Source organism: Sulfitobacter maritimus (assembly GCF_013346665.1).
Classification (GTDB): domain Bacteria; phylum Pseudomonadota; class Alphaproteobacteria; order Rhodobacterales; family Rhodobacteraceae; genus Sulfitobacter; species Sulfitobacter maritimus.
This window is the reverse complement of the sequence record NZ_JABVBB010000038.1, coordinates 315,051-341,080: the sequence shown is the minus strand read 5'-3', so window position 1 is coordinate 341,080 and position 26,030 is coordinate 315,051. Positions and strand designations below refer to the sequence as shown.

22 protein-coding genes are annotated in these 26,030 nt (G+C 58.5%); 11 read left to right on the top strand and 11 right to left on the bottom strand.

Features of this window, described 5'->3' with window-relative positions:
• Positions 1–19: 19 nt before the first annotated feature.
• On the bottom strand, positions 20–1,942 hold the full coding sequence (gene dnaK, locus HTT03_RS16445; protein WP_174860869.1) for a molecular chaperone DnaK: 1,923 nt from the start codon (positions 1,940–1,942) through the stop codon (positions 20–22).
• A 208-nt stretch (positions 1,943–2,150) separates the two neighbouring features.
• On the opposite strand from dnaK, the gene HTT03_RS16440 reads away from it, so the two are divergent.
• Positions 2,151–2,753 carry an alpha-ketoglutarate-dependent dioxygenase AlkB family protein gene (locus tag HTT03_RS16440; protein WP_174860868.1) on the top strand — a complete coding sequence of 201 codons (603 nt, stop codon included), beginning with the start codon at positions 2,151–2,153 and terminating at the stop codon, positions 2,751–2,753.
• 46 nt (positions 2,754–2,799) lie between these two features.
• Here HTT03_RS16440 and HTT03_RS16435 read toward each other — a convergent pair whose 3' ends face one another.
• Both HTT03_RS16435 and HTT03_RS16430 read right to left on the bottom strand, forming a co-directional pair.
• Positions 2,800–3,414, bottom strand: coding sequence for a COG3650 family protein (locus HTT03_RS16435; protein ID WP_174860867.1), 615 nt, complete (start codon positions 3,412–3,414; stop codon positions 2,800–2,802).
• Complete coding sequence (locus HTT03_RS16430) at positions 3,411–4,235, bottom strand: ABC transporter permease (RefSeq protein ID WP_174860866.1); 825 nt, start codon at positions 4,233–4,235, stop codon at positions 3,411–3,413. The genes HTT03_RS16435 and HTT03_RS16430 overlap by 4 nt, the downstream gene beginning before the upstream one ends.
• 118 nt (positions 4,236–4,353) lie before the next feature.
• On the opposite strand from HTT03_RS16430, the gene cysQ reads away from it, so the two are divergent.
• The 10 genes from cysQ to HTT03_RS16380 all read left to right on the top strand — a co-directional run bounded on the left by cysQ (position 4,354) and on the right by HTT03_RS16380 (position 16,401).
• Positions 4,354–5,151, top strand: coding sequence for a 3'(2'),5'-bisphosphate nucleotidase CysQ (cysQ, locus tag HTT03_RS16425; protein WP_174860865.1), 798 nt, complete (start codon positions 4,354–4,356; stop codon positions 5,149–5,151).
• Complete coding sequence (locus tag HTT03_RS16420; protein WP_174860864.1) at positions 5,151–5,951, top strand: 3-deoxy-manno-octulosonate cytidylyltransferase; 801 nt, start codon at positions 5,151–5,153, stop codon at positions 5,949–5,951. The genes cysQ and HTT03_RS16420 overlap by 1 nt, the downstream gene beginning before the upstream one ends.
• Positions 5,948–7,189: a glycosyltransferase family 2 protein gene (locus tag HTT03_RS16415; RefSeq protein WP_174860863.1), complete on the top strand. Its 1,242-nt coding sequence runs from the start codon at positions 5,948–5,950 to the stop codon at positions 7,187–7,189. The genes HTT03_RS16420 and HTT03_RS16415 overlap by 4 nt, the downstream gene beginning before the upstream one ends.
• 70 nt (positions 7,190–7,259) lie before the next feature.
• Positions 7,260–8,153, top strand: a complete 894-nt coding sequence (gene galU, locus HTT03_RS16410) for a UTP--glucose-1-phosphate uridylyltransferase GalU (RefSeq protein ID WP_174860862.1) — start codon at positions 7,260–7,262, stop codon at positions 8,151–8,153.
• A gap of 48 nt (positions 8,154–8,201) precedes the next feature.
• The gene (locus tag HTT03_RS16405; protein ID WP_174860861.1) at positions 8,202–9,434 is read left to right on the top strand and encodes a glycosyltransferase; all 1,233 of its coding nucleotides are present in this window, start codon (positions 8,202–8,204) and stop codon (positions 9,432–9,434) included.
• A gap of 45 nt (positions 9,435–9,479) precedes the next feature.
• On the top strand, positions 9,480–10,490 hold the full coding sequence (locus HTT03_RS16400; RefSeq protein WP_174860860.1) for a glycosyltransferase family 2 protein: 1,011 nt from the start codon (positions 9,480–9,482) through the stop codon (positions 10,488–10,490).
• The gene (locus HTT03_RS16395) at positions 10,487–12,184 is read left to right on the top strand and encodes a DUF5927 domain-containing protein (protein WP_174860859.1); all 1,698 of its coding nucleotides are present in this window, start codon (positions 10,487–10,489) and stop codon (positions 12,182–12,184) included. Before HTT03_RS16400 ends, HTT03_RS16395 begins: the two co-directional genes overlap by 4 nt.
• A 3-nt stretch (positions 12,185–12,187) precedes the next feature.
• Complete coding sequence (locus HTT03_RS16390) at positions 12,188–13,615, top strand: nodulation protein NodH (protein WP_174860858.1); 1,428 nt, start codon at positions 12,188–12,190, stop codon at positions 13,613–13,615.
• Positions 13,616–13,684: 69 nt separating this feature from the next.
• Complete coding sequence (gene yczE / locus HTT03_RS16385) at positions 13,685–14,341, top strand: membrane protein YczE (RefSeq protein ID WP_174860857.1); 657 nt, start codon at positions 13,685–13,687, stop codon at positions 14,339–14,341.
• Between the two features lie 194 nt (positions 14,342–14,535).
• Positions 14,536–16,401 (top strand): PAS domain-containing sensor histidine kinase, encoded by a 1,866-nt coding sequence (locus HTT03_RS16380; RefSeq protein ID WP_174860856.1) that lies wholly within the window; start codon positions 14,536–14,538, stop codon positions 16,399–16,401.
• Between the two features lie 78 nt (positions 16,402–16,479).
• Here HTT03_RS16380 and gyrB read toward each other — a convergent pair whose 3' ends face one another.
• From gyrB to mutM, 8 genes are all read right to left on the bottom strand, one after another.
• Complete coding sequence (gyrB, locus tag HTT03_RS16375) at positions 16,480–18,894, bottom strand: DNA topoisomerase (ATP-hydrolyzing) subunit B (protein ID WP_174860855.1); 2,415 nt, start codon at positions 18,892–18,894, stop codon at positions 16,480–16,482.
• 79 nt (positions 18,895–18,973) lie between these two features.
• Positions 18,974–19,594 (bottom strand): LysE family translocator, encoded by a 621-nt coding sequence (locus HTT03_RS16370; RefSeq protein ID WP_174860854.1) that lies wholly within the window; start codon positions 19,592–19,594, stop codon positions 18,974–18,976.
• Positions 19,591–20,688 carry a DNA replication/repair protein RecF gene (recF, locus tag HTT03_RS16365; RefSeq protein WP_174860853.1) on the bottom strand — a complete coding sequence of 366 codons (1,098 nt, stop codon included), beginning with the start codon at positions 20,686–20,688 and terminating at the stop codon, positions 19,591–19,593. The genes HTT03_RS16370 and recF overlap by 4 nt, the downstream gene beginning before the upstream one ends.
• Before the next feature lie 58 nt (positions 20,689–20,746).
• Positions 20,747–21,865 (bottom strand): DNA polymerase III subunit beta, encoded by a 1,119-nt coding sequence (dnaN, locus tag HTT03_RS16360; RefSeq protein ID WP_174860852.1) that lies wholly within the window; start codon positions 21,863–21,865, stop codon positions 20,747–20,749.
• 162 nt (positions 21,866–22,027) lie between these two features.
• Entirely contained in the window at positions 22,028–23,389 is a 1,362-nt protein-coding gene (gene dnaA / locus HTT03_RS16355) for a chromosomal replication initiator protein DnaA (RefSeq protein WP_174860851.1), read from the bottom strand.
• Between the two features lie 512 nt (positions 23,390–23,901).
• Positions 23,902–24,165, bottom strand: coding sequence for a 30S ribosomal protein S20 (rpsT, locus tag HTT03_RS16350; RefSeq protein ID WP_174860850.1), 264 nt, complete (start codon positions 24,163–24,165; stop codon positions 23,902–23,904).
• Positions 24,166–24,337: 172 nt separating this feature from the next.
• Entirely contained in the window at positions 24,338–25,114 is a 777-nt protein-coding gene (locus HTT03_RS16345) for an enoyl-CoA hydratase (RefSeq protein ID WP_174860849.1), read from the bottom strand.
• A gap of 64 nt (positions 25,115–25,178) precedes the next feature.
• Positions 25,179–26,030: a bifunctional DNA-formamidopyrimidine glycosylase/DNA-(apurinic or apyrimidinic site) lyase gene (gene mutM, locus HTT03_RS16340; protein ID WP_174860848.1), complete on the bottom strand. Its 852-nt coding sequence runs from the start codon at positions 26,028–26,030 to the stop codon at positions 25,179–25,181.

Sequence of the window (26,030 nt, the reverse complement as noted above, 5' to 3'; positions counted from 1 at the left end):
CACAGGTTCCGTTTCACGCTTACGCGCGCTTGTCGTCGTCCAGATCTTCGAACTCGGCATCGAGGATGTCGTCATCGCCACCCTGCGACTGCTGAGCATCCGAAGGCTGCGCCGTGTCGTCGTTGCCACCTTCTTCCTGAGCGGCCTTGTAGATGGCTTCGCCCAGTTTCATGGCGGCTTCTGTGACGTTCTGGATGCCGGATTTGATCTTGTCGGCGTTGTCTGTTTCCAGTTCGTCTTTCAGCGCGGCAATGGCCAATTCGATCGCTTCGACGGTTGTCGGATCGACCTTGTCGGAATGCTCTTCCAGCGACTTTTCGGTCGAGTGGATCAGCGATTCCGCCTGGTTCTTCGCTTCGATCAGCTCGCGACGGGACTTGTCCGCCTCGGCGTTTTCTTCCGCGTCCTTGACCATCTTCTCGATATCCGCATCCGACAGACCGCCCGACGCTTGGATCGTGATCTTCTGCTCCTTGCCGGTGCCTTTGTCGAGCGCGCCCACCGACACGATGCCGTTGGCGTCGATGTCAAAGGTCACTTCGATCTGCGGCATGCCGCGTGGGGCAGGCGGGATGTTCTCAAGGTTGAAGGCACCGAGCATCTTGTTGTCGGCTGCCATTTCACGCTCACCTTGGAAAACCCGGATGGTCACAGCGTTCTGGTTGTCTTCGGCGGTCGAGAATACTTGAGACTTCTTCGTCGGGATCGTGGTGTTACGGTCGATCAGACGGGTGAACACACCACCGAGGGTCTCAATGCCCAACGAAAGCGGGGTCACGTCGAGCAGAACAACGTCCTTGACGTCACCTTGCAGAACACCGGCCTGAATGGCGGCACCAAGAGCCACAACTTCGTCAGGGTTCACACCCTTGTGCGGCTCTTTCCCGAAGAACTTGGTCACTTCTTCAGCAACTTTTGGCATACGGGTCATACCACCGACCAGAACGACTTCGTCGATGTCGGAAGCGGACAGGCCCGCATCCTTCAGCGCTGCGGCGCAGGGCTTCATCGACGCTTTGATCAGATCACCCACGAGGCTTTCCAGCTTGGCGCGGGTCAGTTTCATGACCATGTGCAGCGGCGAGCCGTCTTTGCCCATCGAGATGAAGGGCTGGTTGATCTCAGTCTGGCTGGAGCTCGACAGTTCGATCTTCGCTTTCTCAGCAGCTTCTTTCAGACGCTGCAGCGCCATCTTGTCTTGAGTCAGGTCAACGCCGTTGGCCTTTTTGAACTCATCCGCAAGGTAGTTGACGATGCGCATGTCAAAGTCTTCACCACCGAGGAAGGTGTCACCGTTGGTGGACTTCACTTCGAACAGACCATCGTCGATCTCAAGGATGGTCACGTCGAATGTACCGCCGCCAAGGTCATAGACCGCGATGGTTTGCGTGTTCTCTTTGTCGAGGCCATAGGCCAGAGCAGCGGCTGTTGGCTCGTTGATGATGCGCAGCACTTCGAGACCGGCAATTTTACCGGCGTCTTTGGTGGCCTGACGCTGGGCGTCGTTAAAGTAGGCAGGCACGGTGATAACCGCTTGCGAGACTTCCTCACCCAGATAGCTTTCTGCGGTTTCTTTCATCTTACCCAAGATGAAGGCCGAGATTTGGCTCGGGGAGTATTTCTCACCTTTGGCTTCAACCCATGCATCGCCGTTGCCGCCATCGATGACGCTGAACGGCATGTTCTTTTTGTCTTTGGCCAGATCCGCATCGTCGTTGCGGCGACCGATCAGGCGCTTGACGCCGAAGACAGTGTTTTCAGGGTTGGTAACCGCCTGACGCTTTGCGGGCTGGCCGACAAGGCGTTCGTCGTCTGTAAAGGCGACGATCGACGGGGTTGTACGTGTGCCTTCTGCGTTTTCAATCACGCGAGGCTGGCTGCCGTCCATGATGGCGACGCAGCTGTTGGTGGTTCCAAGGTCAATACCGATTACTTTGGACATGTTTCGATCCCTCTTTAAATCCAAGGCGATGACACGAGACGCGGACCCGTTTCGGCATCCTGCCCCGATCTGTTGGCATCAAAGGCAACGTGCCTTCGACGGTTCGGAGCGTATATAGGGAGGGTATTTCGACCCTGCAACCACTGGCGAGGCAGGTTGGTCGCGATTCCGTGATGTTTTTGCCAAACCGCCTGAGAACGAGGATAAAATGACTGTATTGCGCCTTCGGGATTTTGATATTCACAAGGGTTTTCTGAACCGCGCAGCCCAAACAGAAGTGCTGGAGGCCCTGCGCGGTGTGGTGCGTAAAGCGCCTTTTTACCGACCGGAGACCCCCCGCGGTGGGCGTATGTCGGTACGTATGACCTCAGCAGGGCGTTATGGCTGGTATTCAGACCGGCGTGGCTATCGCTATGTGACCGAGCATCCAGACGGCCAGCCGTGGCCGGAGATCCCTTCACCAATTCTGGCGATATGGGACGAGGTAACGGGATTAGACCGCAGACCCGAGTGCTGTCTGATCAATTATTACGATTCCGCTGCAAAGATGGGATTGCATCAGGATAAGGATGAAGCGGATTTTCAATGGCCAGTTGTGTCGGTGTCACTGGGCGATGATGGGTTGTTCCGCATTGGTAACTTAACGCGGGGCGGCAAGACGGAATCAATTTGGCTGCAATCGGGCGATGTGGTCGTGATGGGCGGCGCGGCGCGCTTGACCTATCACGGGGTAGATCGCATCAAGGCCGGGTCTTCGACGCTGCTGCCCAAAGGCGGGCGGATTAACCTGACGTTGCGGGTGGTGGAATAAGCGGTTTTCTCTAAAGAAAACGAAACGGACTATTTTAGAAAGTTCGTCAACGCGAGCGGCTGAGGGAACAGCACCCCGAAACATGGTGCCAGCCCGCCGCACCCTTCATAAGAAGTTCAACCGACAGCCCATAGGCACGGCCAGACATGCCATCATTACACGCCTCCGCCGAAAGTGCGCCGACCGCGAGGCCATCTGCCCCTTCGGCGATCAAGTGAAAGCTGTCCCGTCGCCCTTGGGCCGGCCCCTTTTGCACAATGTCATAGTTCTGACGCTCCGCATCAATCGCACTGAAGCTGGCTGTCGCACTCTCAACATCTAGCGACCAAAACGGCTCAGTTCCCGAACACTGCGCCACCTGCGGCATCGACCCAGCCCATTGCCCCGCTCGACGTTGTAAATAGCGCAGTGACACCCAGCCGCTGCCTTCGCCGTTGTTCACCAGCGCCCAGCGATGGCTTTCATCAGGCCGGATCAGTTCCACCGCTTGGGCATCATGTGCAAGGCTGCCAACAATAGGTGCCCGCGCATTGGGATCGTTGCGAATGTTCAGCACATCATTCGCCGCAACATCGACAACATCATAAAGCGCAGGCCAAGCATCCTGTGTCGCAGCCGCAGGCAGGGCCAACAGGCAGAGCAGGGCGGCCAGCCATCTCATCGCCGGGCATTCCAACTGAGCGAGGCGTGACGGCGGGTATAAAACTCCCCCATCAACCCGATCATCAACAGCACCAACCCCACCCAAAGAGGATACTCCCAATTGCTGTAGCGCGGGTTGTAATTGATGAAAGCAAAGCCCCGCGCTTGGTCGATGGTGTGAAACAGCGGGTTCCAATCGAACATCGCCAGCATATAGCCAGGCAGTGAGTTGGCCAAAAACATCTTGCCCGAAGCGATCATATTGGCGCGCTGATAGACCGTAGAGAAGATCGAGACAAAGGATGGAAACCACGGCTTAATCGCCAGCATCACCAGCCCGAGCGCGCAGCCGGTAAACCATGAAATCAACAGCATCGCGAAAGCTGCGATTGGTTGATCAATGGAAATCGGGGTGACCGCCACATGGTAGATAAACAAGATGACAAAGAGCGACAGCACCTGAATATAAAGTGCGCCCACCGCCGCTGCGGCGATGGCGATAATCGTATTCATTGGCGCATGTTGCATCATCGGGCTCGCTGGCCCCTCAGACGCGGCAACTGCGCCCAGCGCTTTGACATGGGTCAAATACAGGAAAATGCCCGACATCAGGTAAACCAGAAAGTCACCCCGCACCGCAGCACCGCGCATGCCAAGGATTGAAAACATGATGTAAAAGGCGAGCACGAACATCACAGCCTGCATCATGTTCATGGCAATCGCGGCAAAAGCGTTGTTGTGCTGTTTGCGCACATTGCGCACCACCGAATGATAGATCAATTCGGCCATGGCGAGGGCTGACCCAAGACCCGACTTCGGCTTTCTGTTGGATTGGAACATGCGCGCGCCCTCGACGAAGTCCTAGTGTGACACGGAATTCTTGCTGTTCCGTTAGTGCCAAAGCATAAGGGAAACCATTAATTGAAGCAATGTTCCCGGTAACAGGGCTGGAGGCAGAATGGACTACGACAAGCTGGTCACAGAAATGCGGCGCTTGGCGCTAGAAGCGGGCGACCGGATTATGGAAATTTATGGCCAAGATGATTTTGAAGTGAAATCGAAATCGGACGATAGCCCTGTGACTGCCGCCGATGAAGCAGCGGATGCGATCATTTCAGAAGGCCTGCGTAGTGCGTTTCCTGACGTGATGTTGGTGACAGAAGAGCAAGCCGCAACGCACTCCGCGCAAGGCGATACGTTCTTGATCGTTGACCCATTGGATGGGACCAAAGAATTTGTCCACCGCCGGGGCGATTTCACCGTAAATATCGCCTTGGTCGAAGGGGGCAAGCCCACACGAGGTGTTGTCTATGCCCCTGCCAAATCCCGCATGTTTTTTACCCAAGCCGACGGGCAATCGGTTGAGGAGAGCGGCGCCTTCGCGAAGGATCAGGTGGGGGAGACCAAAGTAATTTCCGTCTCTAAGCCGGATAATTCAGCCCTGATGGTCGTCGCGTCGAAATCTCACCGGGATCAAGCTACGGATGATTATATTAGCAAGTATGCCGTGCGGGATATGACCTCGGCCGGGTCGTCGCTGAAATTCTGTCTCGTGGCGACAGGTGAGGCGGATCTCTATCCCCGTCTTGGCCGCACGATGGAGTGGGACACCGCCGCCGGACATGCCGTATTGAACGGGGCAGGCGGCGCCGTGGTGCGTTTCGATGATCTCACACCGCTTACCTATGGCAAAGACGCCTTTGCCAACCCCTTCTTCATCGCCCACGCGCCGGGCGTGGAGCTTAAGGAAAGCTGATGTCTGTTCTGATTGTCATCCCCGCCCGCTATGCCTCTACCCGCTATCCCGGCAAGCCGCTTGTGGCTCTAACCGGGGCCAGTGGCACCCAGCAGACTTTGATTGAGCGCAGTTGGCGTGCAGCCTGTGCAGTCTCCGGCGTAGATCAAGTGGTGGTGGCCACCGATGACGCGCGTATCCGCGACGCTGCGGAGAGTTTTGGTGCTGAGGTCGTTATGACTTCGGAAAACTGCGCCAATGGGACGGAGCGTTGTGCCGAAGCCCATGCGGCGCTGGGTGGGGGCTATGACATCGTGGTGAACCTGCAAGGCGACGCGCCGCTGACACCGCATTGGTTTGTCGAAAGCCTTGTGCAGGGTCTTGAAGAGATGCCCAAAGCCGAGATCGCGACGCCGGTCCTGCGCTGTGACGGGGCGACGCTGAACAGTCTGCTGGAGGATCGCAAGGCGGGGCGCGTGGGCGGCACGACGGCGGTTTTTGGAACCGATAATAGGGCGCTCTACTTCTCCAAAGAGGTTATCCCTTACACCGGCAAGACCTTTGCGTCCGATGATCCGTCCCCGGTGTTTCACCATGTCGGTGTCTATGCCTACCGTCCTGAGGCTTTGGCGCAATATCCTGACTGGCCCACCGGTCCGCTGGAGCAGCTCGAAGGTTTGGAGCAACTTCGCTTTTTGGAGAATGGGCGTTCAGTGCTTTGTGTCGAGGTGGATGCGCAAGGGCGCGAGTTCTGGGAGTTGAACAACCCCGAAGACGTGCCAAAGATCGAAGCGATGATGGCCAAGATGGGATTGGAATGACCGCTACCCCCGTTCGTGTCAGCATTGTCATCGTCAGTCGAAATCGACCCGAAGCATTGCGGCGCTGTCTGACGGGGGTAGAACAGCTTCAATATGCGCCCTTCGAGGTGATCGTGGTTGCTGACCCAGTGGGGCAGGCGGCTGTGCAATCAATGCCCTTCTTTGATGCGATTAAGTTGGTGCGTTTTGATGAGCCGAATATCTCCGTCGCCCGCAACCTCGGCATTGCGCAGGCGGCGGGGGATGTCGTTGCCTTTATCGACGATGACGCCGTCCCAGAACCGCAATGGCTGCGGTACCTCATGGCCCCGGCGGACGATCCCACGGTCGCGGCTTTTACTGGCTTCGTGCGGGGGCGCAATGGTATTTCCTTCCAATATCAAGCACGAAGATTAAACACTTGCGGCCTCCCCGAAGCTCTTTCGCTGGACCCGGCGGCGCCCACTGTACTGACCGCCCTTGCTGATGGTGCGATTAAAACCGAAGGCACGAATATGGCTTTTCGCCGCGATGTGCTGGTTGCACTGGGCGGCTTTGACCCGGCGTTTCATTACTATCTGGATGAAACCGATCTCAATATGCGTCTGGCGCGCGCCGGACATGCGACCGCCATCGCCCCATTGGCCGAAGTGCACCACGGTTTTGCCGCCAACGCCATGCGCGATGCCAACCGCGTGCCGCGAGACCTTTATGACATCGGGGCAAGTTGGGCCGTATTTCAACGCAAACATATCCCCCAGCAGACCCACGCTGACCAATGGGCGCGGCTGCGAGCGGCAGAGCGACGGCGGCTTTTAAAGCATATGGTCTCGGGCGGATTGGAGCCACGCGATGTCACGCGACTTTTGCGGCGGCTTGACGCTGGCTATGGCGAAGGCCAAACCCGGCCATTCGGAACGCAAGCTCTGACGCAGGCCACAACAGCATTTCGCGAATTTCCCGCTCGCAAACGAAAGAGTGTTCTTATTGGAACGCGGCCTTGGCGGCTTTCTAAAGATCGGTCCAAAGCGGCATCGCGAGTTAAGAATGGCGCGATTGTCACGTTGGTCTGCCTATCGCCGACACTGCTTTACCATCGCGTTTCGTTTGAACCGACAGAAGGCATCTGGCTACAAAAAGGCGGGATTTATGGAAAATCCCTGCGCAACAAGGCGCTTTTCCGCTGGATTGGGCGCAAATCGCGCCTTCGAATTGAAGGTAAACGTATTGCCTGTCAGCGTGGTTTAAGCGATGATTGAACCGAGTTGGTAACGGCGCGGTCATATTTGCCGAGCGCCTTGTTTAATTTGAGCTGTAGTTAGGACTAAGATGCGTAAAAAAGTAACAAAAGCGATTTTTCCCGTCGCAGGCTTGGGCACCCGTTTTCTGCCGGCCACGAAGTCCGTGCCGAAAGAGATCATGACGCTCGTCGATCGGCCGTTGATTCAATACGCCATTGATGAGGCACGTGCTGCGGGCATCAAAGAATTTATCTTTGTGACCTCGCGCGGCAAAGGCGCGCTTGAGGATTATTTTGATCACGCGCCGCAGCTTGAGCAAGAGCTGCGCAAGAAGGGGAAAGACGAACTCCTCAATACGCTCCAAAGTACCAATATGGAAAGCGGTGCCATTGCCTATATCCGCCAGCACAAAGCCTTGGGGCTCGGCCACGCGGTATGGTGCGCACGGCGATTGATTGCGAATGAGCCTTTTGCTGTGATCCTGCCGGACGATGTTATCGCGGCAGAGAAGCCCTGCCTTCAGCAAATGATCGAAGCCTATAACGAGACCGGCGGCAGCATGGTGGCTGCGATGGAAGTCGAGCCGTCCAAAACCTCGTCCTATGGCATCCTCGAAACCAGCGAGGAGTTGGGCAATCGGGTCAAGGTCAAGAGCATGGTTGAAAAGCCCGCGGCGGAGGAAGCCCCTTCGAACCTTGCCGTCATCGGGCGCTACGTTTTGGCCCCCACCGTTTTGCAGAATCTCAACAAGCTTAAATCCGGCTCTGGCGGTGAAATCCAGCTTACCGATGCGATTGCGCAGGAGATTGAGCAGGGTCGGGACGTATATGGCTACCGCTTCCGCGGTCAGCGGTTCGATTGCGGCTCGAAATCTGGCTTCTTGCAGGCGACTGTGGCTTTTGGTCTGGCGCGTGAAGAACTGCGCGACGATCTGCACGCCTATCTGCAAAGTATTATGCAGATCGACCGGGCTGCGCAGTAACACTGCAGCGAATAGACCCGAGCGGCATGACAGTCACACAGGTGCCACATGACGCTCGGGACAGATGACAATCTTAAACTGACCAAGACGCCCCCACCGGCGCGGCTGCTTGATCTCACACGCAGCCTGCGCCGGGTGGGGCGGACTGCGACCGGTGTGGATCGGGTCGAATTGGCCTATCTCTCCCATTTGTTGTCGCTCGATACGCCGCTTTATGGGCTGGCCCGAACGGCGCTTGGCTATGTCTTGTTGGACAGGGCGGGCGTAGAGACTTTTCACCACCGGGTTCATAACAAGGTGGCCTGGGGCCGTGCAGACCTGCTGTCACGGTTGCCGAGGGGGCGTTCAAACGCCGTGATGCGGGCCGAGAGCGATCTGCGACGTGTCGCATTGCAGCGCTGCTTACCGGGAAGACTGGAGGCGATGCTGCGACAAAGCCTGCCGCAGGGGTTTGCCTACCTGAACCTCGGCCATAGCAATTTGACAGACCGGGTTCTTAGCGCCGTTAAAACCACTGGCGGGCGCATTTCGGTAATGGTCCACGACGTTATTCCGCTGGAGTACCCGGCCTTTCAACGGTCCGGCACAGTGGCGCCGTTCCGAGCCAAAATCGACCGCGTGAGCCTGTTTGCTGATCTGGTGATCTATAACTCTCAAGACACCCAAAGGCGCAGCGAAGCACAGATGCACCGCCGTTTGCCGCCAGCAATCGCAGCGCATCTGGGGGTCGACGTGCCGTCCCCTGATGCAACTGCCTTGCCCCCCGGTTTGCCCCCCGCGCGGCCCTATGTGATCTATGTCGGCACGATTGAACCGCGCAAAAACCATAGTTTTCTGCTGGATCTGTGGCAAGAGATGGGGCGCGGCGCGCCGATGTTGCTGATCTGTGGCAACCGAGGATGGAACAACGCGGCGGTGTTTGACCGGCTGGATCATTTGCCCCCCGATGCCTTAGTGCACGAATACAACGGCCTGTCCGATCCTGCCTTGGCAGCCTTAGTCGCAGGCGCGGCAGGGGCGGTCTTTCCCAGCCATGCCGAAGGCTTTGGCCTGCCGCCCGCCGAAGCGTTAAGCCTTGGGACGCGTGTTTTATGCAACGATTTACCCGTCTTGCGCGAGGTACTGGGCGACAAAGCCGTTTACGCACCGCTGTCTGACCCCTATTCATGGGAAACAACAGTTAAAGAATGGGCCGCAAATCCGCCAGACCCGCGCTCCACGGCAACTTTTCAGGCCCCGACATGGGCCGAACACTTCAAGACCGTGTTAAAGTTGACGTGATAGCGCAGCCAGAGAGCGGAGAGGTTCGATAGGTTAGGGGCGGTTTTGGGCGTCATTCAGTCATACCGGCTGCGGCTACAGCGCAAGCGCTGGCGCATTCGCGCGTTTCGCAAACGCCGCGAGTTGACCCTCGTGGAAAATCGCACTAGCCAGATCAAACGCAACGACCTGCTGGTCTTTTGCACGCAGCGCAATGAACGCATTCGCCTGCCCTATTTCTTGCAATACTACCGTGACATGGGCGTCGACCACTTTTTCTTTGTGGACAATGACAGCACCGATGGATCGTTGGACTACTTGGCCGCGCAGCCCGATGTCTCTGTCTGGAGCGCGAAGGGCAGCTACAAACGGGCGCGTTTCGGGGTGGATTGGCTGAACTGGTTGCAAATGCGCTATGCGCACGGCCACTGGGCGCTGACGGTCGATCCGGATGAATTTTTTGTCTATCCGTTTTGCGATACCCGCCCCCTGCGGGCTTTGACGGATTGGCTCGATGCCTCTTCGATCAAAAGTTTCAGCGCCATGCTGTTGGATATGTATCCCAAAGGACGGCTGGACGCGCAGCCCTACCGCGAAGGGCAAGACCCCATCGAGATTGCGTCATGGTTTGACAGCGGCAACTACACCATTTCGCGCAATCCGCAGTTTGGCAATCTCTGGGTCCAAGGCGGCCCGCGCGCGCGGGTGTTCTTCCCCGAGGCACCTGAAAAGGCACCGGCGCTCAACAAGGTGCCGTTGGTCAAATGGGATCGGCGCTATGCCTATGTCAGCTCAACCCATACGTTGCTGCCCAGAGGGCTTAATCAGGTCTATGACGAATGGGGCGGTGAAAAGGCTTCTGGCGTGCTGCTTCATGCTAAATTCCTCGACACATTCAGTGCGAAGGCCACAGAGGAATTAGACCGCAACGAGCATTACGCGGCCTCGGTCGAGTACAAAGCCTACGCAGCCCGGCTAGAAGACGACCCCCAGCTTTGGTGCAAATGGTCTGAGCGGTACATCAACTGGCGCCAGCTTGAGATCTTGGGTCTTATGTCCAAGGGGAACTGGGCATGAGCGTCGGCATCGTCATGTTGGTACACAACGCCTTTGGGCGGGCAGAGCAGGTGGCGCGTCACTGGGCGGCAGCAGGCTGCCCTGTGGTGATCCATGTCGACAAGGCCGTGCCGCGGCGCAAACATGACGCTTTTGTCGCTGCACTGGCTGACGTGAAAACTATTCGCTTCAGCACAAGGTATCGCTGCGAATGGGGCAGTTGGGGCATTGTCGCGGCCTCGCAAGCGGCGGCAGAACTGATGCTTGTCAGCTTTCCCAAAGTCCGCCATGTCTATCTGGCCTCCGGCTCTTGCCTGCCCCTGCGGCCGGTGCAGGAGTTGATTGAGTACCTCAAAGAGCGTCCGCAAACCGATTTCATTGAAAGCGCCACGACAGCGGATGTGCCGTGGACCGTGGGCGGGCTTGATGCGGAGCGTTTTACCCTGCGGTTCCCCTTTTCATGGCGGCGGCAGCGCTACCTGTTCGACCGTGCCGTGGATATCCAGCGCAAGCTCAAGCTTCAGCGCCGGATGCCGAACAACCTTGTGCCGCATATGGGCTCGCAATGGTGGTGCCTTACGCGGCGCACCCTATCGGCGGTTTTGCAAGACCCGGACCGCAAGACCTATGACAAGTTCTTTCGCCATGTCTGGATTCCGGATGAATCCTATTTTCAAACCTTGGCACGGCTATACTCCACCAAGATCGAAAGCCGCTCCCTGACCCTGTCGAAGTTCGATTTTCAGGGCAAACCGCATATTTTCTACGACGACCACCTCCAGCTTCTGCGCCGTTCGGACTGCTTTGTAGCGCGCAAGATTTGGCCTTATGCCGACCGTCTGTACGAAGCCTTTCTGACCGATCCAGCCGGCGCAATGAAAAGGACCGAGCCCAATCCCGGCAAGATCGACCGTATTTTTGCCAAAGCCGTCGAGCGGCGGACGCGGGGGCGGCCCGGGCTCTATATGCAAAGTCGCTTTCCCAATGAGGATTGGGAGAATGGCGTCACCGCTGCGCCCTATTCGATGTTCCAAGGCTTTGCCGAACTGTTCGAGGACTTCGAGCATTGGCTGAGCCGGACCACCGGGGCGCGGGTGCATGGGCATCTCTTCGCGCCGGATCGGGCGCATTTCGCTGAGGGACAGACGACGCTGAATGGGGCGCTGTCGGACAATCCGATCCTGCGCGACTATAACAGCAGCGCATTCCTCACCAATCTGATCTGGAACACGCGGGGCGAGCGGCAGTGTTTTCAGTTCGGCCCAATGGACAACCAAGACATCAATTGGCGCGTGGCACGAGACCCGAATGCGCAGGTCTCTGTTATCACCGGCGCTTGGGCGGTGCCCTTGTTCCGCTCAAATCTCGACTTTGCAGAGATCCGGAAGACGGCGGCCAAGCTGCAACGGATAGAAAGCGCGCATATGGATGTGCTGCGCGCACCGCGCACCAAGGCGCGGGTGCGGATATGGACGATGGCAGAATTTATCGAAGCACCGATGGAGCCGTTGCAAGGCATCTTGGATGAGATCGGTCGCAACCGTCTGCGCCGCCTGTCCGAAGCGCCCCGTATGGTGAACCTGACCGGCTTTGGCCAGTTCCTTCAGAACCTCAAGAACCAAGGGATGCACCCCTATCTGATGGGCGATTTCCCTGTTGTCCGGGGCGTGGACGACGAGGCCAAACCTTCTTTGAAACCCTATCTGGTGAAGTAACCCATGACGCAAAAGTTCGACAGTTTCGTGGTCTTTGCCGAAATGCGCACAGGCTCCAATTTTCTTGAGGCGAACTTGAATGCCTTCGATGGAATTGCCTGCCATGGGGAGGCGTTCAATCCCTTCTTTATGGGCTATCCGAAAAGCGAACCGATCCTTGGTGTGGATCAGGCGGCCCGCGATGGCGACCCCCATGTATTGCTCAAAGCGATCCAAGAGCAAGACGATGCGCTTGGCGGGTTTCGGTATTTCCATGATCATGACCCGCGCGTTTTTGAGACCATTATCAATGACCAACGCTGCGCCAAGATCGTGCTCACCCGCAACCCGGTCGACAGCTACGTCAGTTGGAAGATCGCGCAGGCCACAGGGCAATGGAAGCTGACCGACGTAAAGGCGCAGAAAGTGGCGCAGGCGGTCTTTGATGAAGATGAGTTTGCGGCCCATCTTGATGCTTTGCATAGGTTTCAGATCACCTTGTTAAACCGGCTTCAGACCTCGGGGCAGACGGCGTTTTACGTCGCCTATGAAGACCTTCAAAGTGTCGAGGTGATGAACGGGCTGGCGCGGTATCTAGGGGTCGATGAGACGCTTGAGGCGCTGGATAAGAACCTCAAGAAACAAAATCCCAGCCCGATATCAGCCAAAGTGCGTAACTATGACGAGATGCAGCAGGCGCTGTCCCGGCTGGACCGCTTTGACCTAACGCGCACGCCAAACTTTGAGCCACGACGCGGGCCAAATGTGCCGTCCTATGTCGCGGCCGCGACGAGCGGGTTGGTCTATCTGCCTATTAAATCCGGCCCGCAGGAGCAGGTGCTGACATGGCTGGCCAAGCTTGACGGCGTTCCACAAGAGGCGCTGCGTCACAAGATGTCGCAGAAGGAACTGCGCCAGTGGAAACGGAAAAATCCCGGTCATCGCGGATTTACCGTTATCAGACATCCGGTGGCACGCGCGCATGATGCCTTTTGCCGCTATATTTTGGCCACTGGTCCGGGCAGCTATGAACAATTGCGCCGAACGCTGATCCGCCGATACAAGCTGCCACTGCCTGAAGGCGGCTTGGATGCGGAGTATGATCGCGGAGCCCACCGCGCTGCCTTTGCGGCCTTCTTGCGGTTCCTCAAGGGTAATCTTGCCGGACAAACAGCGGTGCGCGTGGACGCCGCGTGGTGCTCTCAGGTGCAGGCCGTGGCGGGCTTTGGCGAATTCTGCCTGCCGGATCGGATCATCCGGGAGGCCGATATGGCCGCAGAGCTTGCCGACCTCGCTGCCGGGGCAGGTCATAGTGTTGCGCCTGCTGTTCCGGCCGCGTCGGAGCCGGGCCCCTTTACCATCGCAGATATTTACGACGAAGAGATCGAAAGACTTGCCGCCGATGCCTATCAGAAAGACTATATGACCTTCGGTTTCACCCGCTGGCGCTGAGCGTTTTCCGCCCTTGCTGGACCCCGCGCAAGCTGGGACAAAGGGGCAGTCTATATTAGGGGCTTTGCCGTGAGTTTTCTGTCCGTCACCTCCGTCCCGCGCCTGCGGTGGAGCGCGCCGCGTGCTTTCACGCTGCGCCCGCCTTTGGCCTCTTTGGGGTTTCTCATTCTCGGGCTGGTCATCTTCGGTTTGGGCGAAGCGCTTTTGGTCACAGCGGGTGTGGGCGTCAGCCCTTGGACGGTCTTTGCCGAGGGGGTGACCAATATCACTGATTGGAGCCTTGGCTTTGCCACCTTTGTCGTCAGCGCGACGGTCTTGCTGCTTTGGATTCCGCTGCGTCAGACACCGGGGATCGGCACGATTTTGAACGCGGTGATTGTCGCTCTGGTGCTTGAATTTGCCCTGCCGCTGTTACCAAGTTTTGAGACTTACATTGCCAATGTGCTGCTTGCGCTAACCGGCGTATTCGTCACGGGCTTTGGTGGCGCAATCTATCTGGTTGCCAACCTCGGCCCCGGCCCGCGCGACGGTTTGATGACCGGGCTACAACGGATCACCGGCCAGCCGATCGCGCTGGTGCGCATGAGCATTGAACTGACTGTGGTCGGCATCGGCTGGGCTTTGGGCGGCACCTTGGGTTTGGGAACGCTGCTCTTCGCGATTGGCATTGGCCCGGCAATGGCAATCGGCATGCAGATTCTAAACCTGCGCAGTACAGAACGCTAGCGGCGCACGCCTTTGCACGCGGTCGTCGACGTCAGACTTGCGTGGGCCCGCTGCAACACTCTTATAAGGCGATAGAACAAAGATTGATTGTTTCATTTTTTCTGCAAGGGTTAACGAAAAATTAACAGCGCTGCAGAACGGGCCTAGTGCAAGGCCCCCGACAGGGCACCCAACATGGAAAAAATGAACCTTTGATGTTTCAGGGCATAGCAACCGGAACCGATCCCGACGCCTCAAGCATGTTCCGTTCTATCATCCAACACAGCCCCTTTGGCGTTTGGGTCGTAGATGCCGCAGGCTTTGTCGTGTTCCGCAACCGTAGCGCCGAAGCCATGTTCCCCGGTCAAAAAAAAGACGGTATCGGCTCGCAAATATCGACCCTGCTGCCAGCGCTCTCAGTTAAAGAGGGCAAGCTGGTCTGCCGTTCCATCGGCAGCGGCGATCTTGAAAATATCATCGCTCTTCCGCGAGGCTTGGGCGGCGCAAGGTATTGCGAGGTGAGCCTCAGCCAATTCCTTGGGGAGGGCGGCAGGCCGTTCAATATCGTTAGCCTTAACGAGGTAACCAGCCGCCTGCGCGCCTGGCAGGCATTGAAGGACCAAGAAGAGCGTTGGAACCTTGCTCTGGAAGGCAGTCAAATCGGTGTTTTCGAGTCCGACCTGCGCACCGGCAAAGGCGTCGCGTCAGACGCGTGGTACCAGTTGCTTGGCATTTGCGATTCCGACGGGCGAAACTCAGACGAAGAATGGCGCGCCCGCATTCACCCTGATGACCGCGCCATGGTTGAAGCAATCGACGCGGAATGTATTGAGGGCCGGGTTGAAAAATCCGAGGCCAAGTTCCGAATGCGCGGAGCCGATGGGTCTTGGCGCTGGATGCGGTCCATCCTCAGGGTGACAGAGCGGGATTCGGCTGGGGATGCCGTGCGCCTGCTCGGCACGATGATAGACGTAACCTCGCTCGAAAGCGCGCAGAACTTGGCTAAGGCGCGAAAAGAAGGGCTGGAAATGCTGATGGCCAATGCGCCTGTGGCCATGGCTGTCGTCGCGCTAGATGGGACGTTCATTTTGTTGAACGACGCGTGTTATCCGCTCTTTGGCTACTCTCCCGGCGTGCTGGAGCAGATGAGTTTTTGGAAGCTCTCCGAGACTGACACCCTTGGCAAGGTAAAAGCCGAAGTGGATGAGTTTCTGACCGGCAAGATCAACGCCTCCCGCATTGAAGAGCGCTATGAAAAGCCGGATGGCACGATAATCGACATCGCGATCCGGCTGTCAGTCGTTCGTCATGAAGACCCGCAAGACACGCGTTTGGTGGTCCAGATGGTTGATATTACAGAGAAGAAGCGCCTTGAGTCCCTAAAGGATGATTTCGTGGCAACGGTCAGCCACGAACTGCGAACGCCACTCGCTTCCATCCACGGTGCGCTGCGCCTGCTGACCGAAGAGGTCGGCGAGGGCAGATCCTCACGGGTAGATAAGCTGCTGGAACTGGCCGATAGAAACAGTGTCCGGCTCACACAGGTGGTTAACGATCTGCTCGATTTCCAAAAGCTCACCGCCGGGCATTTTACGGTCAGTTTGGCTGATGTAGATGCTGTGGGACTGGTCCAGCAAACGATCGTCGACAACGAACCTTTCGCTGACAAGTTCAACGTGTCTTTCGCCGCAGACCTGCCCGATCAGGCGGTGCTTGTACGCGCCGATCCACAGCGTTTGAAGCAGGTCGTCACAAACCTGTTGTCTAATGCGTCGAAGTTTTCCACGACCGGCGGGACAGTGCGTATCTGCCTGAACACCGCAGACGACGCCTGCACCATCTTTGTGGAAAACGACGGCCCCGGCATCTCTTCGGAGTTCGGCACCCGGATTTTTCAACCGTTCTCCCAGCAGGCGGAGCATTTGACACGCAACCGCGAAGGAACAGGTTTGGGCCTGTCGATTTCGAAAGAACTGATCGAGAATATGGGCGGCGAGATTGGCTTCACGTCGACCCCCCACGTCGCGACGGTGTTTTGGGTTCGGCTGCCTCTGCTCGGCGATGGGGGCTGCGCATTGTGAGGCTAAGAGCGCTCGGTGGAGAGATGTTTCTATAAAGACGACGGTGGCCGTCCTTATAGAAACGATGTCTAAGCGCCCTTAAAAATCCAAATTCTCCACGCTCAGCGCGTTCTGCTGAATGAACTCGCGTCGCGGCTCGACCACATCACCCATCAGTTTGGTGAACAGATCATCTGCTTCGGCCATATCCTCAACCCGGACCTGCAACAGCGTGCGGGCATCTGGGTCGAGCGTGGTTTCCCACAGCTGATCGGGGTTCATTTCGCCCAGACCTTTGTAGCGCTGAAGCGACAGGCCTTTCTCACCCTCAGCAAGGATCGCGTCGAGCAGGTCCATGGGGCCGTGGATCAGCTGGCTGCGGTCCTTGCGCACGAGGGTCGCGGGTTGGTCATAGACCTCCTGCAAATGCTGGGTGAAGCTGCCGGATTTCTTGGCTTCGCCTGAGCGCAACATGCGTCCATCAAGCGTGCGTACCTCCTCCACGCCGCGCAGAATGCGGGCGAGGCGGATGCCGTGGTCTTGGGTGATGCGACCTTGCCAACCGCGTTCATATTCAAGCGCAATGAGGTTCAGGCGGTCAGCCACCTTGTCGGCCACACCTTGCAGGTCACTGTCCACCGCGCCATCGACAAAGGCACCGGCGATGGCGGCCTGTTCAAGGATGTGACGCGGGTAATGGGTTGGGAAGGCTTCCAGCACGCGACGCAGCTGGCGGGCCATATCGACCACGCGGGTCAGGTCTTGGCCGGTGATTTCCTCGCCATTCCCCTGACGGAGCATCGCGCCATCGACACCCTGTTGGATCAGGTAATCTTCCATCGCCGCTTCGTCTTTGAGGTAAACCTCGGACTTGCCGCGCGAGACTTTGTAGAGGGGCGGCTGCGCGATGTAGAGGTGACCGTTTTCGATCAACTCAGGCATCTGACGGTAGAAAAAGGTCAGCAGCAGCGTGCGGATATGCGCGCCGTCGACGTCAGCGTCAGTCATGATGACGATCTTGTGGTAGCGCAGCTTGTCGATGTTGAACTCGTCGCGGCCAATGCCGGTGCCGAGCGCCATGACGAGGTTACCGATCTCCTGGGAGCCGAGCATCCGGTCAAAACGCGCGCGTTCGACGTTCAGGATCTTACCCTTCAGCGGCAGGATCGCTTGTGTCTGACGGTCGCGGCCTGTCTGAGCAGAGCCGCCCGCACTGTCCCCCTCGACGAGGAAGACTTCGGTTTTCGACGGGTCTTTTTCCGAGCAGTCCTTGAGCTTGCCCGCGAGGAAGTTCACATCCATCGCGGTTTTGCGGCGGGTCAATTCGCGCGCCTTGCGGGCGGCTTCGCGGGCCTGCGCCGCTTCAACGATCTTGCCGACGATCTGCTTGGCTTCGTTCGGGTTCTCTTCGAACCACTCCGCCAGCTTTTCGTTCACCAGCCCTTCGACCGCTGGGCGCACCTCAGAGGAGACCAGCTTGTCTTTCGTCTGGGAGGAGAACTTTGGGTCCGGCACTTTGACCGACAACACGCAAGTTAGCCCTTCACGCGCATCGTCGCCCGTGAAGTTGATCTTTTCGCGTTTGGCGATGCCGCTGGTCTGTGCATAGCTGTTGATTGTCCGCGTCAGCGCGCCCCGGAAACCCGCCATATGGGTGCCGCCGTCGCGCTGTGGGATGTTGTTGGTAAAGGGCAGCACGTTTTCGTGGTAGCTGTCGTTCCACCACATCGCCACTTCGATGCCGATGTCGTCCCGCTCGCCGGTGATGAAGATCGGTTCGGGCATGACCGCGTGTTTGTGGCGGTCGAGGTATTTCACGAATTCCTTTACGCCGCCTTCGTAAAACAGCTCAGTCCGCAGCGGCTCCACAGGGCGTTCGTCGTTAAGGATGATGCGCACGCCGGAGTTTAGGAAGGCCAGTTCGCGCAGGCGCTTTTCCAACGTCTCAAAACTGTAATCGAGGTTCGAAAATGTCTCTGTCGAGGCCATGAAGCGGACCTCAGTGCCGGTGCGATCCGTCTCGCCCAGCACTTCGAGGTGCTTGGTGGTAAAGCCGCCTTCAAAGCGTGCGATATGCTCTTTGCCCTCGCGCCAGATGCGCAGTTCCAGCCAGTCCGACAACGCGTTCACGACCGAGACGCCAACCCCGTGCAGACCGCCGGAGACCTTGTAGGAGTTGCTGTCGAACTTACCGCCCGCGTGCAGCTGGGTCATGATGACCTCTGCGGCGGAAACGCCCTCTTCCTCGTGGATGCCAACCGGAATCCCGCGGCCGTTGTCGCTCACCGATACGCTGGAATCCGCGTGGATCGTGACGGTCACCGCATCGGCATGACCGGCCAGCGCCTCGTCAATCCCGTTGTCCACGACCTCATAGACCATATGGTGCAGGCCAGAGCCATCATCGGTGTCCCCGATATACATGCCGGGGCGTTTGCGGACAGCTTCCAACCCCTTGAGAACCTTGATGGAATCGGCACCGTATTCCTGTGGTGTCTGCGCGGTATCGGACATGCGGAAATAACCCTTCTCGTTTGCCCGATTTATAGTGTTTTCGCCCGGCATTGTCACGCGAATGACACAAGATTTTGTGTCAGACGAAGGGGATCACAAGGCCCACGAAAACCAGCATGACGCCGGAGACGAAATTGATCCGCCGCAGGGTGCGCGGGGCGGTCAGAAAACCGCGTACATGGCCAACCAAAAGCGCAATGGTGAGGTTGCCGATCAGGGGAATAAGGACCGACACGGCGAGGATTGCCGCGATGTCGGGCGCGGTGATGCTGCGCAGATCAAAGAACCCCGGAAGCACGCCGATGTAGAACAGCACGGCCTTCGGATTGCCAAGGATCGCGACAATGCCCGCGATGAAGCCGGACCACATGCCGGGGCGGGTGAGCCGGCTGTCGGTGCTGATCTTATCCCCCGCCTGCCGGATCAGCGCCACGCCCATCAGGATGAACACCCCGCTGGCGATCCAGCGCAGCAGTTCCATCATCGTGTCAAAGACTGACAGGATCCATGTGATGCCCAGCACCGCGACCAGCGGCCAAAGGATATCTCCAAGCGCCACGCCAAGAGCGAGCGGCCATGCCGCCTGAAACCCGCCAGAGAGCGCACGCGCCATCAATGCCAGCCACACTGGGCCAGGGGTCAGGAACAGGATCACCAGCGCGCCGCAATAGAGCAGCAGATCACCAAGGCCGATGGTCATGGCATGACCTCAACCTTTGATAACCCGTCCTCTTCGGTGACTTCGACATATTGCGCGCGGTTGCCGAGACTTTCGAACAATTCCGGCCCGGTGCCTGTCATCCATGCCTGCGCACCAAGCGCGCAGATCTCGTCATAGAGGGCAGCGCGGCGACTGGCGTCGAGATGGGCAGCCACTTCGTCGAGCAGGAGCAACGGCGGAGCACCGAAATCGGCCGCGATGGCGCGGGCATTGGCGAGGATCAGCGACACCAGCAGCGCTTTTTGCTCGCCTGTAGAACACTCCCGCGCGGCGATGCCTTTCGCGGCATAGGTGCCTTCCAGATCAGCGCGGTGGGGGCCGATCAGCGTGCGCCCGGCGGCAAGATCGCGCATCCGGTTGTCCGATAGGGCGCGGCGCAGGGCTTCAGGCTCGCTCGGCATGTCGCATTGCAGCTCCAAGGTCGCGATGGGGAAGGCGGTCTGCGCTTCTTCCTGTGCGGCCTCCAGGGCGGCCAAAGCCTGCAAACGGTTGGCGTGGATCTGGGCGCCAGTCTCGGCCATGCGGGTCTCAAGCGCTGTGTACCACGCAGGCTCGCGCACCATGTCTTTGAGCAGCCGGTTGCGTTCGCGCATCGCCTTTTCATAGCTAAGCGACAATTCTGCGTGGTCGGGCAGCATCGAAAGCGTCACGCGGTCCAAAAACCGCCGCCGCCCCTCGGCCCCTTCGATCCAAAGCCTGTCCATGGCCGGAATAAGCCAGAGCACCCGCGCGATGCGGCCCAGCCCGGTCTGTGGCGCTGCCTTGCCATCGATTTTGGTTTGCCGCGCCGCACCTGCTTCGGACCAGATGTCGATCTCATGCAGCACCGTGGGGCCGTGCAGCAGCCCGCTCACTTTCCAGCCCAGAGCTTCGGGCCGCCGCGCCATGTCCTGCGCGCTCGTGCGCCGCAAGCCACGGCCCGGAGAGAGCAGGGAGATTGCTTCGATGATATTGGTCTTACCCGCGCCATTTGGGCCGTAGAGCGCCACGGGCCGCGCATCCACGTCGATCACCGCCCGCCTGTGCGAGCGGAAATGCGAAAGGCTTAAGTTGGACAGATACAACTGCGTCATGGAAAGCCGTTTTCTTTAAAGGAAAACGGTCCGGGAATTTTAAAAATTTCCGGCTGCGTCACACGCGCATCGGCATGACGACATAGACCGCTGAGGTGTCATTGCCTTCGCGCATCAGGGTCGGGTCGCCGGAGGAGTTGAACAGGAAGACAGCGTTTTCGCGGTCCACTTGGCTGGCGATCTCCAGCAGGTATTTCGCGTTGAAACCGATCTCTAGCCGCTCGTCACCATAGGCCACGGCAAGCTCCTCTTCCGCCGCACCGCTGTCAGGCGCGTTGACCGAGAGCACAAGCCGGTCTTCGTCCAATTGCAGTTTCACGGCGCGCGAACGCTCCGAGGAAACAGTCGCCACACGGTCCACCGCACGGGCGAAATCAGCGGCGTCGACTTCCATCTTGCGGGTGTTCCCCTGCGGGATGACGCGGGTGTAGTCGGGGAAGGTGCCGTCGATCACCTTGGAGGTCAGGGTGATGCCGGGCGTAGCGAAACGCACCTTAGTCTCCGATACGGAAACCGCGATTTCCATCTCGTCATCGTCCAGCAGCTTGCGCAATTCGCCAACGGTTTTGCGCGGTACGATCACGCCGGGCATCTCTGCCGCACCTTCGGGCATCTCGGCGTCGATCCGCGCCAGACGGTGGCCATCGGTGGCCACGCAGCGCAGCGCCTTGCCGCCTTCAACATCCGCGATGTGCAGGTAAACGCCGTTGAGGTAATAGCGCGTTTCTTCGGTGGAAATGGCGAATTTTGACTTGTCGAACAAACGGCGCAGCACCGGGGCAGGGGCCGTGAAGTTCGAGGCGTATTCCGACGACGCCATAACCGGGAAGTCTTCGCGCGGCAGGGTGGCGAGCGAGAAGTTCGAGCGGCCTGCTTCGACGGTCAGGCGGCCCGCGGCGGTATCAGCAGTGAGGTTGATCAAAGCCCCGTCGGGCAGTTTGCGCACAATCTCATGCAGCAGCGTGGCCGAAACGGTCGTGGCCCCCGCACGCTCGACTTGAGCCGCGACCTTATCGACCACTTCGATATCCAGATCCGTGGCGCGGAAGGAAACATCGCTGCCGTCGGCTTCGATTAACACGTTGGCGAGGATCGGAATGGTGTTGCGGCGCTCGACCACGGATTGGGCTTGCGAAACCGCTTTGAGCAGTGCCGCGCGTTCGATGCTAAATTTCATATGCCTTCTCCCATACCGATTGCCGGGAGAGGCAAACTACCCGGTTCCCACGCTTACACAAGAACTTTTGTTGTTTTGTTGCTGCGATTGCAAGAGGGGCGCAAGCCGCGCCCCTGATCGCTGTTTGACCGTGTCCTGACAACAACCCTCAGGGGAAGGTGCTTAGGATTCGAGCGCCCGGCGCAGCAGTTCCAGATCCTCTGCAATCTGACCGTCCGAAACCTTCAACTCTTCAATGCGACGCACGCCGTGCATGACGGTGGTGTGGTCGCGACCACCAAAGCGGCGGCCAATCTCGGGCAGGGAGCGGCTGGTCATCTGTTTGCACAGATACATCGCGACCTGACGCGGGCGCGCGTAGCTGCGCAGACGCTTGGGGCCGATCATGTCGCTGAGGCGGATGTTGTAGTGATCCGACACTTTCCGCTGAATTTCCTCGACCGAGATTTTGCGTTCCGAGGCGCGCAGCACATCCGCGAGACAATCCTGCGTCAGCCCCATGTCGATCTCACGCCCAACGAGCGAGGCGAAGGCGAATAGACGAGTCAGCGCGCCTTCGAGCACACGGACGTTCGAGGTAATGCGGTGCGCCAGAAACTCCAGCACGCCATCGGCGACTTCGAGGTCAGGGTAGGTCTTGCGCTGCACTTCGACCTTGCTTTGCAGAATGCCAAGACGGAGTTCATAGTCTGTCGGGTGCAGATCCACGATCAAGCCGCATTGCAGGCGCGACTTCACACGGTCTTCGAGATCTTTGATCTCACCGGGCGCACGGTCGGCGGAGATGATGATCTGCTTGTGCTGGTCGACCAGCGCGTTGAACGTGTGAAAGAATTCTTCCTGCGTGGAATCCTTGCCCGCGATGAACTGCACGTCATCGACCATCAGCACGTCGACCGAGCGGAAAATCTCTTTGAAGTCCATCATCTTGCGGTCCCGCAGGGCCTGCACGAAGCGGTACATGAATTGCTCTGCCGAAAGGTACAGAACATTCATATCTGGGCGGCGCTCATGCAGCTCGCGGGCAATCGCGTGCATTAGGTGGGTCTTACCCAAGCCAACGCCACCGTAAAGAAACAGCGGGTTGAAGGTGACGGGACCCCCTTCGGCCACACGGCGGGCGGCAGCATGGGCAAGCTCGTTGGGTTTACCAACAACGAAATTGTCAAAGCTGAAGCGCGGGTCAAGCGGGGCGGTGCTCAACTGATTGTTAGCAGTGGGTTTGATCGCAGCCGTGGTCTGACGCGCAGCCGGGGCGGGCTTGTCGGCGGCATTGGCGGGCTGCTGGTTCAACGCAAAGTTCAGACGCGTGGCATCGGTGCCAGCCGCGTTGATCTCATGCAGGATAAGGTCAGAGAAGTTCTGGCTGACGTAATTGCCAAAGAAATTCGTCGGCACTCTGAGTGTCACGATGCCGTCTTCAACATCGCCGGGCACCAGCGGCTCAATCCAGGTGGTGTAGTTGTTCTGCCCCACGGTCTTGAGAAGCCGCTGTTTGATCTCGCCCCATTGATCTTGTGTCATTGTGCCTAACGTCCCGCTTTGCTCTTCGCACCGGGGCCGAGTGGATCTCGGCCCTCAATATTTTTCACCCGGCAACAGATCATCCACCCGGTCCCACAAGGATGACCGACCTGTGTCCTTCGGACTTGTACAGAATGGTTTGCCCAATACCCTCTCACACCGAAAACCGGCGCTAAAAAGGCGCTGAACGAACCGTCCGCGTTTCAATCGACAGGGTAAACGTGCGGCAGCAACATTCACGTCAATGCAGAACCATCGCCGGTATCTGCACCCCCCTGAATCTGGCATTCTGCCATTTGGCTGACGCCGTTTTCAGGGCCTGTCCCCCCAAGCGAAATGAATCGCTGGACCTTTGGTAGCAAGTGTTTCAGGTCCGCTTCAACATATCTTCCAGCTTGACTCATGTATTGTCAGAAAAGAATCTGCGGCGTGGTTTTCGCGCTGCACTTGCACGAAAAAAGGCGCCGCGATGCGGCGCCTCTTGTCTTCAATAGGTTGGCTGACGTTGCAGCTTAGCCCAGTGCTTTAACCCGCGCGGAAAGGCGCGACATTTTGCGCGATGCGGTGTTCTTGTGAAAAACGCCTTTGGTGACGCCGCGCATCAGCTCGGGCTGGGCGGCTTTCAGAGCGGCGGTTGCGGCTTCTTTATCACCGGAGGTGATCGCCTCTTCGACTTTGCGCAGGTAGGTGCGGATGCGCGAACGGCGTGCTTTGTTGATCGCAAAACGCTTTTCGTTTTGACGGGCGCGCTTAGCGGATTGGGTGGTGTTTGCCATGAGTATCAGCCTTCGGGTTCATATGTTGCGTAGCAATGCGAGACGCCAACCCTACCGGAAATCCGGGCCCCAAAGGGCAGGTGATTCTAGCCAGAGCGGGCTGCACGCGCATGTATTGGGGCTGCCTATAAGACAGCAGGCGCGGCAATGCAAGCCGCGCCGAAGGAATCGCTTACTTGTCGCGGAACTGCGCTTCGCGCTTTTCGAGGAAGGCGGACATGCCCTCTTTCTGGTCTTCGGTGTTGAACAGCGAATGGAACATGCGGCGCTCAAACAGCAGACCTTCGCTCAGCGGCACCTCATAGGCGCGGTTCACGCATTCCTTCACTACGGTGGCCGAGATCATGGATTTCTCCGCGATCTTACCCGCGGCGGCCATGGCTTCTTCCATCAGCTTTTTCACCGGCACAACGCGCGACACGAGGCCTGAACGCTCCGCCTCATCCGCATCCATGAAGCGACCTGTGAGGTTCATATCCATCGCCTTGGACTTGCCCACCAGACGGGTCAGACGCTGGGTGCCGCCGATGCCTGCCACAACGCCGAGGTTGATCTCCGGCTGGCCGAACTTGGCGCTTTCCGAGCAGATGATGAAATCGCACATCATCGCCAATTCGCAGCCGCCGCCCAAAGCATAGCCCGACACCGCCGCAATAATCGGTTTGCGCACGCGCAGAATCTGATCGGTTTCAGGGGTGAAAAGATCGCCCATAAAGACGTCGACAAAACTTTTCTCACGCATCATCGCGATATCGGCGCCAGCGGCGAAAGCCTTTTCTGACCCGGTGATGACGATGCAGCGCACCTTGTCGTTTTCCTGCGCGCTCTTCAGCGCTTTGGCCAGTTCACCCAGCAACGCGTCGTTGAGCGCGTTCAGCGCATCCGGGCGGTTGAGGGTGATCAGGGCCACATGGTTGTCCACGTCCACGGTGATCGTTTCGTAAGCCATCAAGAATGCTCTTTGTTGTTGCGCTCAGGGGAACGTGCATACCACGGCCCCCTCATGTTTCAAGCTATCTTTGACAGCGCGGGCAATAGAAGGACGACCGCCCGCTCTGCACAATCCGCGCCACGGTGCCGTCACAGCCGGGGCGGCGACAGGCTTCGCCCTCGCGGCCATAGACGTCAAATCGATGCTGGAAATAGCCCAATTCGCCGTCCGCTTGCCGGAAATCCTTGAGCGATGAGCCGCCCGCTTCAATCGCCTCAGCCAGCACCTGCCGGATGATCGGCACCAGCGCCGCCACGCGGCTGGCCGAGATGCGCCCCGCCTTGCGTGCCGGATGAATACCCGCCCGGTAAAGCGCTTCACAGACGTAGATATTTCCCAAGCCCGCCACGATCCGCTGATCCAGAAGCGCCGATTTGATCGGCGTGTTGCGCCCCTTTAGCGCGGCGATCAAAAGCGCTTCGTGAAAATCATTGCCCAGCGGTTCTGGCCCTAGTGCCGCCAGCAGTTTATGCGCCTCCGCTGTGGCGGTAGGCATCAGGTCCATTGCGCCAAAGCGGCGCGGGTCGTTAAAGGTGATCCGCGCCCCGTTCCCCATATGCAACACAACGTGGTCATGTTTTTCGGGCGCGGGGTGGTTGTGCTGAAATTGCCCCAACGGGTCGCCCGAGACCAGCATCCGCCCGGACATCCCCAAATGCACCAGCAGCGATTCCCCGCCTTCCAGATCGGCGAGGATATACTTCGACCGGCGCCGCAGCAGCGTGACCCGCTGCCCGGTCAACCGCTCGGCCATGCGCTCCGGAAAGGGCCAGCGCAGATCGGGGCGGTTCACTTCGGCGCGGACAATCACCTGGCCCTCCATCGCGGGGTCAAGCCCCCGGCGGACGGTCTCGACCTCTGGCAGTTCCGGCAT